4 protein-coding genes, 3 tRNA genes, 4 rRNA genes and 1 riboswitch are annotated in these 12,803 nt (G+C 46.3%); of the genes, 2 read left to right on the top strand and 9 right to left on the bottom strand.

Annotated elements, in window-relative coordinates; translation table 11 throughout:
- Positions 1-161 precede the first annotated feature (161 nt).
- From AAGA51_RS00625 to AAGA51_RS00595, 7 genes are all read right to left on the bottom strand, one after another.
- Positions 162-237: transfer RNA gene (locus AAGA51_RS00625), tRNA-Ala, on the bottom strand.
- Positions 238-276: 39 nt separating this feature from the next.
- A tRNA-Ile gene (locus tag AAGA51_RS00620) sits at positions 277-353 on the bottom strand.
- Between the two features lie 66 nt (positions 354-419).
- Positions 420-1,962, bottom strand: a 16S ribosomal RNA gene (locus AAGA51_RS00615).
- Between the two features lie 380 nt (positions 1,963-2,342).
- A 5S ribosomal RNA gene (rrf, locus tag AAGA51_RS00610) occupies positions 2,343-2,458 on the bottom strand.
- An 88-nt stretch (positions 2,459-2,546) separates the two neighbouring features.
- Positions 2,547-5,436 (bottom strand): 23S ribosomal RNA (locus AAGA51_RS00605).
- A 313-nt stretch (positions 5,437-5,749) separates the two neighbouring features.
- Positions 5,750-5,825, bottom strand: a tRNA-Glu gene (locus AAGA51_RS00600).
- 67 nt (positions 5,826-5,892) lie between these two features.
- Positions 5,893-7,435: ribosomal RNA gene (locus AAGA51_RS00595) — 16S ribosomal RNA — on the bottom strand.
- The 16S, 23S and 5S rRNA genes sit together here with 3 tRNA genes alongside, the layout of an rRNA operon.
- A 617-nt stretch (positions 7,436-8,052) precedes the next feature.
- On the opposite strand from AAGA51_RS00595, the gene AAGA51_RS00590 reads away from it, so the two are divergent.
- Positions 8,053-8,511 carry an RNA recognition motif domain-containing protein gene (locus AAGA51_RS00590; protein ID WP_042489715.1) on the top strand — a complete coding sequence of 153 codons (459 nt, stop codon included), beginning with the start codon at positions 8,053-8,055 and terminating at the stop codon, positions 8,509-8,511.
- Here AAGA51_RS00590 and murI read toward each other — a convergent pair.
- Both murI and AAGA51_RS00580 read right to left on the bottom strand, forming a co-directional pair.
- Entirely contained in the window at positions 8,480-9,280 is an 801-nt protein-coding gene (murI, locus tag AAGA51_RS00585) for a glutamate racemase (protein WP_174435429.1), read from the bottom strand. The genes AAGA51_RS00590 and murI overlap by 32 nt on opposite strands.
- A gap of 117 nt (positions 9,281-9,397) precedes the next feature.
- Complete coding sequence (locus AAGA51_RS00580; RefSeq protein ID WP_042489718.1) at positions 9,398-11,221, bottom strand: TonB-dependent receptor domain-containing protein; 1,824 nt, start codon at positions 11,219-11,221, stop codon at positions 9,398-9,400.
- A gap of 49 nt (positions 11,222-11,270) precedes the next feature.
- A riboswitch (cobalamin riboswitch) is annotated at positions 11,271-11,472 on the bottom strand.
- Between the two features lie 153 nt (positions 11,473-11,625).
- On the opposite strand from AAGA51_RS00580, the gene trmA reads away from it, so the two are divergent.
- Entirely contained in the window at positions 11,626-12,735 is a 1,110-nt protein-coding gene (trmA, locus tag AAGA51_RS00575) for a tRNA (uridine(54)-C5)-methyltransferase TrmA (protein ID WP_042489719.1), read from the top strand.
- Positions 12,736-12,803 lie beyond the last annotated feature (68 nt).

The raw sequence follows: 12,803 nt of genomic DNA, 5'->3' as shown, positions 1-12,803 counted from the left end.
CCTACATCCTTTCTCTAATAAAAGAGTGAGACATAGGATTTGAGAACTTTTAATAGTTAATAATCAATCAAATTATTAACTGTCAGCTTTCCAAATTGTTAAAGAGCAAGATTTTCTAACGAAAACCATTTTTAAAAGCACTCATCGAATGCGCTTAAAGATGGTGGAGCTATGCGGGATCGAACCGCAGACCTCCTGCGTGCAAGGCAGGCGCTCTCCCAGCTGAGCTATAACCCCATCAGGTGTCGATACTGTTCAATCTTCACAAGGAAAGATTGGTGGGTCTGAGTGGACTTGAACCACCGACCTCTCGCTTATCAGGCGAACGCTCTAACCACCTGAGCTACAGACCCAGTATCGTCTCTTTACTTTCTAAACCTAATCAATCTGTGTGGACACTCATCAAGAGAATCTTTACGTAAGGAGGTGATCCAGCGCCAGGTTCCCCTAGCGCTACCTTGTTACGACTTCACCCCAGTCATGAACCACAAAGTGGCAAGCGTCCTCCCGAAGGTTAAACTACCTGCTTCTTTTGCAGCCCACTCCCATGGTGTGACGGGCGGTGTGTACAAGGCCCGGGAACGTATTCACCGTGACATTCTGATTCACGATTACTAGCGATTCCGACTTCATGGAGTCGAGTTGCAGACTCCAATCCGGACTACGACGCACTTTTTGGGATTCGCTTACTATCGCTAGTTCGCTGCCCTCTGTATGCGCCATTGTAGCACGTGTGTAGCCCTACTCGTAAGGGCCATGATGACTTGACGTCGTCCCCACCTTCCTCCGGTTTATCACCGGCAGTCTCCCTGGAGTTCCCGACATGACTCGCTGGCAAACAAGGATAAGGGTTGCGCTCGTTGCGGGACTTAACCCAACATTTCACAACACGAGCTGACGACAGCCATGCAGCACCTGTCTTACAGTTCCCGAAGGCACTCCCGCGTCTCCGCAGGATTCTGTAGATGTCAAGAGTAGGTAAGGTTCTTCGCGTTGCATCGAATTAAACCACATGCTCCACCGCTTGTGCGGGCCCCCGTCAATTCATTTGAGTTTTAATCTTGCGACCGTACTCCCCAGGCGGTCTACTTAACGCGTTAGCTCCGAAAGCCACGGCTCAAGGCCACAACCTCCAAGTAGACATCGTTTACGGCGTGGACTACCAGGGTATCTAATCCTGTTTGCTCCCCACGCTTTCGCATCTGAGTGTCAGTATCTGTCCAGGGGGCCGCCTTCGCCACCGGTATTCCTTCAGATCTCTACGCATTTCACCGCTACACCTGAAATTCTACCCCCCTCTACAGTACTCTAGCTTGCCAGTTTCAAATGCTATTCCGAGGTTGAGCCCCGGGCTTTCACATCTGACTTAACAAACCACCTGCATGCGCTTTACGCCCAGTAATTCCGATTAACGCTCGCACCCTCCGTATTACCGCGGCTGCTGGCACGGAGTTAGCCGGTGCTTCTTCTGTCGCTAACGTCAAATGATGCTGCTATTAACAACACCACCTTCCTCACGACTGAAAGTGCTTTACAACCCGAAGGCCTTCTTCACACACGCGGCATGGCTGCATCAGGCTTGCGCCCATTGTGCAATATTCCCCACTGCTGCCTCCCGTAGGAGTCTGGACCGTGTCTCAGTTCCAGTGTGGCTGATCATCCTCTCAGACCAGCTAGGGATCGTCGCCTTGGTGAGCCATTACCTCACCAACTAGCTAATCCCACCTGGGCATATCCTGACGCGAGAGGCCCGAAGGTCCCCCTCTTTGAGCCGAAGCTATTATGCGGTATTAGCCATCGTTTCCAATGGTTATCCCCCACATCAGGGCAATTTCCCAGGCATTACTCACCCGTCCGCCGCTCGCCACCCGAGAAACAAGTTTCTCTGTGCTGCCGCTCGACTTGCATGTGTTAGGCCTGCCGCCAGCGTTCAATCTGAGCCATGATCAAACTCTTCAATTTAAGATTTTGTCGGCTCAACGAATACTGACTTCAAAACTGCTCTTACTCGAAAGTAAGACGTAATTTTAAAGCTATTACCATTCCAACAGAATGGTAATGAATTGACTGTGCCAAATAACCGAAGTTATTTGTATTGGTCACTCAGTTCATTGAAACCTAAGTTGCTTTGTTACAAGAACAAAGACTTAACTTTGATTTTCATCAACGAGTGCCCACACAGATTGATAGGTTTAAATTGTTAAAGAGCTTTGCTTTCAGTGCCTTAGCACTTGGGCAGGACGCGTATATTACGCTTCATGCTTTGAAAGTCAACATAAAATTCTAAACATTTTAGAACTCTATGTTGACTCGCTTAATAAGTAAGCAAGTCATGAATATGAGCCTGGCGATGTCCTACTCTCACATGGGGAGACCCCACACTACCATCGGCGCTAATTCGTTTCACTTCTGAGTTCGGCATGGAATCAGGTGGGTCCAAATCGCTATGGTCGCCAAGCAAAATTTAAAATTCGGAAAGCTGTTAATGTTCTCTACACATTCAATTCTGTTCTTGCTTTGAGTCCACAAAACCCCTTGGGTGTTGTATGGTTAAGCCTCACGGGCAATTAGTACAGGTTAGCTCAATGCCTCACAGCACTTACACACCCTGCCTATCAACGTTCTAGTCTCGAACAACCCTTTAGGACACTTAAAGTGCCAGGGAGAACTCATCTCAGGGCTTGCTTCCCGCTTAGATGCTTTCAGCGGTTATCAATTCCGAACTTAGCTACCGGGCAATGCTACTGGCGTAACAACCCGAACACCAGAGGTTCGTCCACTCCGGTCCTCTCGTACTAGGAGCAGCCCCCTTCAATTCTCCAACGCCCACGGCAGATAGGGACCGAACTGTCTCACGACGTTCTAAACCCAGCTCGCGTACCACTTTAAATGGCGAACAGCCATACCCTTGGGACCGACTTCAGCCCCAGGATGTGATGAGCCGACATCGAGGTGCCAAACACCGCCGTCGATATGAACTCTTGGGCGGTATCAGCCTGTTATCCCCGGAGTACCTTTTATCCGTTGAGCGATGGCCCTTCCATTCAGAACCACCGGATCACTATGACCTGCTTTCGCACCTGCTCGAATTGTCATTCTCGCAGTCAAGCGGGCTTATGCCATTGCACTAACCACACGATGTCCAACCGTGTTTAGCCCACCTTCGTGCTCCTCCGTTACTCTTTGGGAGGAGACCGCCCCAGTCAAACTACCCACCAGGCACTGTCCTCGACCCGGATAACGGGTCTGAGTTAGAACATCAAACATACAAGGGTGGTATTTCAAGGACGGCTCCACACAAACTAGCGTCTGCGCTTCAAAGCCTCCCACCTATCCTACACATGTAGGTTCAATGTTCAGTGCCAAGCTGTAGTAAAGGTTCACGGGGTCTTTCCGTCTAGCCGCGGGTACACTGCATCTTCACAGCGATTTCAATTTCACTGAGTCTCGGGTGGAGACAGCGTGGCCATCATTACGCCATTCGTGCAGGTCGGAACTTACCCGACAAGGAATTTCGCTACCTTAGGACCGTTATAGTTACGGCCGCCGTTTACCGGGGCTTCGATCAAGAGCTTCGACCGAAGTCTAACCCCATCAATTAACCTTCCGGCACCGGGCAGGCGTCACACCGTATACGTCATCTTACGATTTTGCACAGTGCTGTGTTTTTAATAAACAGTTGCAGCCACCTGGTATCTGCGACTCTCATCAGCTCCATCCGCGAGGGACTTCACCGTCAAGAGCGTACCTTCTCCCGAAGTTACGGTACCATTTTGCCTAGTTCCTTCACCCGAGTTCTCTCAAGCGCCTTGGTATTCTCTACCCGACCACCTGTGTCGGTTTGGGGTACGATTCCTTACAATCTGAAGCTTAGAGGCTTTTCCTGGAAGCATGGCATCAATGACTTCACTACCGTAGTAGCTCGACATCGTGTCTCAGCCTTAAAGAGAGCCGGATTTACCTAACTCTCAAGCCTACGCACTTGAACCTGGACAACCGTCGCCAGGCCCACCTAGCCTTCTCCGTCCCCCCATCGCAATTGTAAGAAGTACGGGAATATTAACCCGTTTCCCATCGACTACGCCTTTCGGCCTCGCCTTAGGGGTCGACTCACCCTGCCCCGATTAACGTTGGACAGGAACCCTTGGTCTTCCGGCGAGGAGGTTTTTCACCCCCTTTATCGTTACTCATGTCAGCATTCGCACTTCTGATACCTCCAGCATGCTTTACAACACACCTTCAACGGCTTACAGAACGCTCCCCTACCCAATACAATAAATTGCATTGCCGCAGCTTCGGTTGATTACTTAGCCCCGTTACATCTTCCGCGCAGGCCGACTCGACTAGTGAGCTATTACGCTTTCTTTAAATGATGGCTGCTTCTAAGCCAACATCCTAGCTGTCTGAGCCTTCCCACATCGTTTCCCACTTAGTAATCATTTGGGACCTTAGCTGGCGGTCTGGGTTGTTTCCCTCTCCACGACGGACGTTAGCACCCGCCGTGTGTCTCCCGGATAGTACTTACTGGTATTCGGAGTTTGCAAAGGGTTGGTAAGTCGGGATGACCCCCTAGCCTTAACAGTGCTCTACCCCCAGTAGTATTCGTCCGAGGCGCTACCTAAATAGCTTTCGGGGAGAACCAGCTATCTCCGAGTTTGATTGGCCTTTCACCCCTAGCCACAAGTCATCCGCTAATTTTTCAACATTAGTCGGTTCGGTCCTCCAATTGATGTTACTCAATCTTCAACCTGCCCATGGCTAGATCACTCGGTTTCGGGTCTATATCCAGAGACTGAACGCCCAGTTAAGACTCGGTTTCCCTACGGCTCCCCTATACGGTTAACCTTGCCACTGAATATAAGTCGCTGACCCATTATACAAAAGGTACGCAGTCACCCCACGAAGAGGCTCCTACTGCTTGTACGTACACGGTTTCAGGTTCTATTTCACTCCCCTCACAGGGGTTCTTTTCGCCTTTCCCTCACGGTACTGGTTCACTATCGGTCAGTCAGGAGTATTTAGCCTTGGAGGATGGTCCCCCCATATTCAAACAGGATATCACGTGTCCCGCCTTACTCGTTTTCACTTAAAATGACATGTCGGTTACGGGGCTATCACCCGGTATCGCGATACTTTCCAGAATCTTCACCTGTGTCATTAAAAGCTTAAGGGCTAATCCAATTTCGCTCGCCGCTACTTTCGGAATCTCAATTGATTTCTTTTCCTCGGGGTACTTAGATGTTTCAGTTCTCCCGGTTCGCCTCATTAACCTATGTATTCAGTTAATGATACTCACTTATGTGAGTGGGTTTCCCCATTCGGAAATCGTAGACTCAAGTGGCTTTTACTGCCTTATCTACGCTTATCGCAAGTTAATACGTCCTTCATCGCCTCTGACTGCCAAGGCATCCACCGTGTACGCTTAGTCACTTAACCATACAACCCCAAGAGGTCTTATGTATGGCAAACAACCAAGGTTTAGTTGTCTCTCATTATTTGAATGAGCGAGAGACATTTCGATTTTGCCGGACTCAAATATGAACAACATCAATGATGTTATTCCCAAGAACACTTGAATGTGTATTGGTACCTACATCTCTAAGAGACATAGGATTTGAGAACTTTTAATAAATAACGATTAATCAAATCGTTATTTGTCAGCTTTCCAAATTGTTAAAGAGCAAGAGTTTTTATAAACAAAGAGTTTACGAAAACCATTTTTAAACACACTCGTAAGAATGCTTAAAGATGGTATCCCGTAGGGGAGTCGAACCCCTGTTACCGCCGTGAAAGGGCGGTGTCCTAGGCCTCTAGACGAACGGGACACTAAGATACTCTTATCTTTCTAAACCTAATCAATCTGTGTGGACACTCATCAAGAGAATCTTTACGTAAGGAGGTGATCCAGCGCCAGGTTCCCCTAGCGCTACCTTGTTACGACTTCACCCCAGTCATGAACCACAAAGTGGCAAGCGTCCTCCCGAAGGTTAAACTACCTGCTTCTTTTGCAGCCCACTCCCATGGTGTGACGGGCGGTGTGTACAAGGCCCGGGAACGTATTCACCGTGACATTCTGATTCACGATTACTAGCGATTCCGACTTCATGGAGTCGAGTTGCAGACTCCAATCCGGACTACGACGCACTTTTTGGGATTCGCTTACTATCGCTAGTTCGCTGCCCTCTGTATGCGCCATTGTAGCACGTGTGTAGCCCTACTCGTAAGGGCCATGATGACTTGACGTCGTCCCCACCTTCCTCCGGTTTATCACCGGCAGTCTCCCTGGAGTTCCCGACATGACTCGCTGGCAAACAAGGATAAGGGTTGCGCTCGTTGCGGGACTTAACCCAACATTTCACAACACGAGCTGACGACAGCCATGCAGCACCTGTCTTACAGTTCCCGAAGGCACTCCCGCGTCTCCGCAGGATTCTGTAGATGTCAAGAGTAGGTAAGGTTCTTCGCGTTGCATCGAATTAAACCACATGCTCCACCGCTTGTGCGGGCCCCCGTCAATTCATTTGAGTTTTAATCTTGCGACCGTACTCCCCAGGCGGTCTACTTAACGCGTTAGCTCCGAAAGCCACGGCTCAAGGCCACAACCTCCAAGTAGACATCGTTTACGGCGTGGACTACCAGGGTATCTAATCCTGTTTGCTCCCCACGCTTTCGCATCTGAGTGTCAGTATCTGTCCAGGGGGCCGCCTTCGCCACCGGTATTCCTTCAGATCTCTACGCATTTCACCGCTACACCTGAAATTCTACCCCCCTCTACAGTACTCTAGCTTGCCAGTTTCAAATGCTATTCCGAGGTTGAGCCCCGGGCTTTCACATCTGACTTAACAAACCACCTGCATGCGCTTTACGCCCAGTAATTCCGATTAACGCTCGCACCCTCCGTATTACCGCGGCTGCTGGCACGGAGTTAGCCGGTGCTTCTTCTGTCGCTAACGTCAAATGATGCTGCTATTAACAACACCACCTTCCTCACGACTGAAAGTGCTTTACAACCCGAAGGCCTTCTTCACACACGCGGCATGGCTGCATCAGGCTTGCGCCCATTGTGCAATATTCCCCACTGCTGCCTCCCGTAGGAGTCTGGACCGTGTCTCAGTTCCAGTGTGGCTGATCATCCTCTCAGACCAGCTAGGGATCGTCGCCTTGGTGAGCCATTACCTCACCAACTAGCTAATCCCACCTGGGCATATCCTGACGCGAGAGGCCCGAAGGTCCCCCTCTTTGAGCCGAAGCTATTATGCGGTATTAGCCATCGTTTCCAATGGTTATCCCCCACATCAGGGCAATTTCCCAGGCATTACTCACCCGTCCGCCGCTCGCCACCCGAGAAACAAGTTTCTCTGTGCTGCCGCTCGACTTGCATGTGTTAGGCCTGCCGCCAGCGTTCAATCTGAGCCATGATCAAACTCTTCAATTTAAGATTTTGTCGGCTCAACGAATACTGACTTCAAAACTGCTCTTACTCGAAAGTAAGACGTAATTTTAAAGCTATTACCATTCCAACAGAATGGTAATGAATTGACTGTGCCAAATAACCGAAGTTATTTGTATTGGTCACTCAGTTCATTGAAACCTAAGTTGCTTTGTTACAAGAACAAAGACTTAACTTTGATTTTCATCAACGAGTGCCCACACAGATTGATAGGTTTAAATTGTTAAAGAGCTTTTCTATCGATTTTAGCCTCTAAAGCCTCGTCGCTAGGGGTGCGTATAATACGCTTTAATTTTTGAGAGTCAACGTTTATTTGAAACTTTATTTTCTCTCTTACTCGATACGTTGTGATATTCGTCTCACTCCGTGTCGGTGTGGCGGCATTATAGGGAGGTACGAGATTATGACAAGCACTTTTTTCAAATAATTTTTCGTTCGCTCAAAAAGCAAGCAACGTACTGTTTATCGAATAAAATTTCAACATTTGAGGGGGGTCACAGCAATTGGTTGGAAAAAACTCAAGCATGTACGTAAGATTGATGTATCTATTTTGTTAATCGTAGATACGCATCTAATTTTATTCTTACAAGTAGTATTCTTTTATGAACTTAAATAAACCAATGTTTTTAAATATCGCGATTGCGATTATTGGCGGTGCAATAATTTCTCTAATTCCAGGCATTCCTTCAGCTGTAAGTTTTATTGTGGGTGTTGTGGCAGCAACTATTGTATTTAAACTTTTCCTATCAACCCCATCTATTACCGAACAAGATGAAGATTCAGCCTTACCAACCAAGACTCTTTATGTAGGCAATTTGCCATACAAAGCAAACGAATCTCATGTACGCGATTTATTTGCTCAGCATGGTGATGTGTTTGCGGTTCGTCTAATGAAAGATAAGCGAACAGGTAAACGTCGAGGATTTGGCTTTGTAGTTATGGCGGCAACACATGCTCAATCTGCGATTGATGCATTAAATGAGCACGACTACATGCAGAGAACGCTTAAAGTTAGAATTGCAAATGACCCTAAACACCCAGAAGAGGATATTGACGAATAGCGGAAAACCCAAGCTGCTCTAATCTTTCATTCAGTGCACTTTCTTCCCAAGCAGGTGCACTAGAATAAATGGTGTGTTTGTTCTCTGAGCAAACACTTCCTTCTATACCAAGTAATGATTTTACTCTTCTCGCAATAGCCTCACCTGAATCCACCAGCAATACATCCTTTCCTAGCACCTGCTGGATCTCATCTCTGATTAGAGGGAAGTGAGTACACCCTAGTACCGCGACATCTATATGACTGATCAGTGGACTTAAGATAATTTGCAGTTCCTGCAAATCTATCGCTCTACCTCTTAGCTTTTCTTCAGCCATATCAACAAGGCGTGTCGAACCCAACAACTCAACATTTTTATCAGCTGAGAAGCTTCGAATAAGATCATGTGTATATTGGCGAGTGACAGTAGCGGGGGTAGCAATTAACCCAACAGCTTTATTCGCTATAGAGGAAGCGGGTTTAATTGCAGGGACGACACCTACCACTGGTATGGACAGTTTTGAGCGTAATGTAGGAAGTACTATGGTACTTGCTGTGTTACACGCAATGACCACTATGTCGAAACCCTCTTGTTCTACTAGACTTGTGATTAACCGTTCAACTCGTTGTAATAAGACTTGTTGGTCTAGCTCTCCGTATGGATAAGCCGCGTTATCAAATAAATAGGTATAAGAAAGCTGCGGCAGGCGCATTTCAATTTCTCTATAAACAGATAAGCCACCAACACCAGAGTCGAAAATTAAGACTTTAGGAATAGATTGATTAGACACCATGGGAACCAGATAGAACAACGATAACGCAGCGATCATACTCGCTCTATATCAATTGGCAATGATTGTTAAAACGCCAAATAGCGAAAAACCGCCCGAAGGCGGTTTGAGGATTCGTTAGAATTGGTATGCAATACTTGCGTAGTAATTACGGTCTTGAGTTTTATATCCCAAAGCAGTCTCGTAATCTTCATCGAACACGTTACCAATCTTACCGCTGAGAGTTACACCGCTATCAAAATAATACGAAGTGGCGATATCGACCAATGAATATGGGTCTAGCTCCTTTGTATTTTTAGCATCGTCGTAACGCTTTCCTTGATAGAGATAACTGACATCAAATCTCCAAGCATCTAGCAAATATGTCATATTCCATTTCGCACTATGCTTGGCTCTGCGAACCAATTCATTACCCGTAGACTTATCTTTAGTATCAAGGTAGTCATAAGACAAGTTATGAGCTAAAGGTCCTGTATCAAACTGACCGCTTACTTCAACACCTTTTATCTCTGCTTTATTCACATTGACGTTGGTTGTTCCATTACTCGCGATCATTTTATCGACTTCACTGTAATGACCAGCTAAACGCCAAGTTAGCAATTCAAAATTGCCCTCTAATGCAATCTCTGAGCTTTCTGTTTCTTCTGGAACTAGGTTAGCGTTACCTTGGTAGCAACCATAAGAACCACATTCCAAAGGATAATAAAGTTGGTTAAACGTCGGTGCTTTGAAAGATGTACCATATAAACCAACAGCTTTTAGCGATTCAGTAAGCTGATAACCCAAGCCAAATTGGTATGTCCAGAAAGTGCCGTAAGCGCTGTTATCATCCCAACGGAAGTTGCTCTCCGCTGAAAAGTCACCTTTATTTAGATAGCTACCCACATAAAGAGCCGCATTATCTCTATCGGTTTGAGTGTAGTTTTTGCCTTCTACTTTAACTTTATCTTCGTACCACTCGGCGCCACCGACTACAGAAAGAATATCACTTACTGCGTATAGGTTATCCCAAGACGCTACGTATCGATTTGTCGTATATCGACTTGATTCACCTTGACCAGAGGACTCTGCGTCATCTTGGTTAGTCGCTAATGTAAAGTGGCTGTTCAATTTATCTTTTTTGTACTCACCTACAGTCGCTAAGCTATACAAATCGCTGTCAGTACTATCAACACCGCCCCAAGAGTTATCAAACTCCGAATCTTGCTTTTGATAGTAACCATTCGTTTTCAAAGTCAGCTCATCAGAAACCTTAGTGCCTGCATCGACTAATAAATACTGTGACTGAAAGCCATCATTGTCGGCATCGAAACTGTTTTTACTTGATGGCTTTATATTATACCCCTCTGCAGCTTTATACGTTGCAGACGCGTTAAACCAACTTCCGGAGTCAGAAACGGTAGAAAAGTTTGCTCCAACATCGTACGCGCCATCGCTGCCAAAACCAGACTTAACAGAGTTAAAACCGTTAGTGTTTTTTGTGGTGATGATATTAATTACACCACTAACTGCATCTGAGCCGTATACCGCTGCACGAGGACCACGCAGTACTTCAATACGCTCCACACCGTTCAGAGGAATAGCTGACAAATCCGCTGCTCCCGAGGTTGCACTACCGATTCGAACACCATTAATCATGACCAAAACGTTTTTACTGGCGCGCCCACGAATATACAATTCAGAGTTTTGGCCTACACCACCCTGGTTCACTACCTGAACACTAGGTAAACGACGTAATACGTCCGTTAGTGATTGAGCTTGAATCGCATCAATTTCTTCACGTGTGACAACTTCAACTGGTGCGATTGTTTCGTTTACTTTAGTTTCAAAACGATTCGCCGTTACAACAACAGTTTCATCAGCTGTCGCTTCTTGTGCGTATGAAAAAGAGGTATGAGAAAACAGCGACGCCACTGCCACCGCTAGAAGGGATTTATTCATTATATTGTCCTAAATCGCGTTAATCCTACCGAGCATGGGTCCATCCCATTGGTTTGCTCAGCTGCTGGCAGGTGTTCGGACTTGAGAGCTGTTAACCTACTAACTCGACTTCCCACAAATTGCAGTGTCATTTGAGTATTCGTTCTCTCTTACCGCTGCGCGTCAGTTCTGGATTTCCACCAGATTCCCTTTTAAGTTTATTTATTTAGCCATCTAGGCTTCTAAATAACACCAGCTTGCGGTTGATAGTATTGAGCAATCGATAACTTGTCTAGCTTAGATTGGTATAAGCTATAGTTTTTACGATCGATAAAGCTATCAATTTAGTCAGAGTACTGGACATGAGCGGGAGATTGAATAAAATCTGCGCTCTTTATTTGAACGTACCAGAAAAAGGTAAAGCAATGGCGACTCTTGATGTAAACCCAGACAACTACCAAGCGCAACTGGATGAGAAGATCACTCGACTAGGAGAGATGTTTGAATCTTATGGTGTGCCTGAGTTGGAAGTCTTTGAGTCCCCGGCTCAGTTTTACCGTATGCGCGCTGAGTTTCGTATCTGGCATGAAGGTGATGATATGTACTACATCATGTTCAACCAGCAAACTCGCGAAAAATACCGTGTTGATCAATTCCCTGCGGCAAGTCGCCTTATTAATGACTTAATGCCACTGCTGATAGACGCCATGAAAGGCAACGACACTCTGCGCCGTAAACTTTTCCAAGTGGACTTCTTATCCACTCTGAGTGGTGAAGTTCTGGTATCTCTTCTATATCATCGTCAACTTGATGAAGAGTGGATTGTGGCAGCTAAAGCGCTCAAACAAACACTGCAAAATGAAGGCTTTAATCTGAACATTATTGGACGTGCGCGCAAAATGAAGATTGTGCTGGACCAAGATTATGTGATTGAGAAGCTGAACGTGAACGGCCAACCTTATATCTACCAACAAGTTGAAAACAGTTTTACTCAGCCAAACGGTAAAGTCGCAGAAAAAATGCTGGAGTGGGCTGTCGATTGTACCCAAGAAAGCAAAGGCGATTTGCTAGAGCTTTACTGTGGTAACGGTAACTTCTCATTAGCACTGGCTCAAAACTTCGAGCGAGTTTTGGCAACTGAGTTGGCAAAACCATCGGTACATTCAGCACAATACAACATTGCTGCTAACAAAATCGACAATGTACAAATCATTCGCATGTCAGCAGAAGAATTTACCGAAGCAATGGAAGGCAAACGTGAATTCAACCGCCTGAAAGATGCAGGCATCGATTTAAAAAGTTACAACTGCAACACCATCTTTGTCGATCCGCCTCGCTCAGGAATGGATATTGATACCTGTAAGATGGTGCAGGGCTATGAGCGCATTCTCTATATCTCATGTAACCCAGAAACACTAAAAGAAAACTTAGATGTTTTATGTAAGACACATAAGGTGACTCGCTTTGCTCTGTTTGACCAGTTCCCATACACCCACCACATGGAAGCGGGTGTAATGCTAGAGCGAAAAGCGTAATTCACGCTTAAAACCAAAGTTCACAAATAGAAAAACGAGCCGATTGGCTCGTTTTTTTGTAATTAACT

This window comes from Vibrio diazotrophicus (genome assembly GCF_038452265.1).
Lineage (GTDB): Bacteria > Pseudomonadota > Gammaproteobacteria > Enterobacterales > Vibrionaceae > Vibrio > Vibrio diazotrophicus.
The sequence above is the reverse complement of the archived record's forward strand: the minus strand, read 5'-3'. Positions and strand labels throughout refer to the sequence as shown.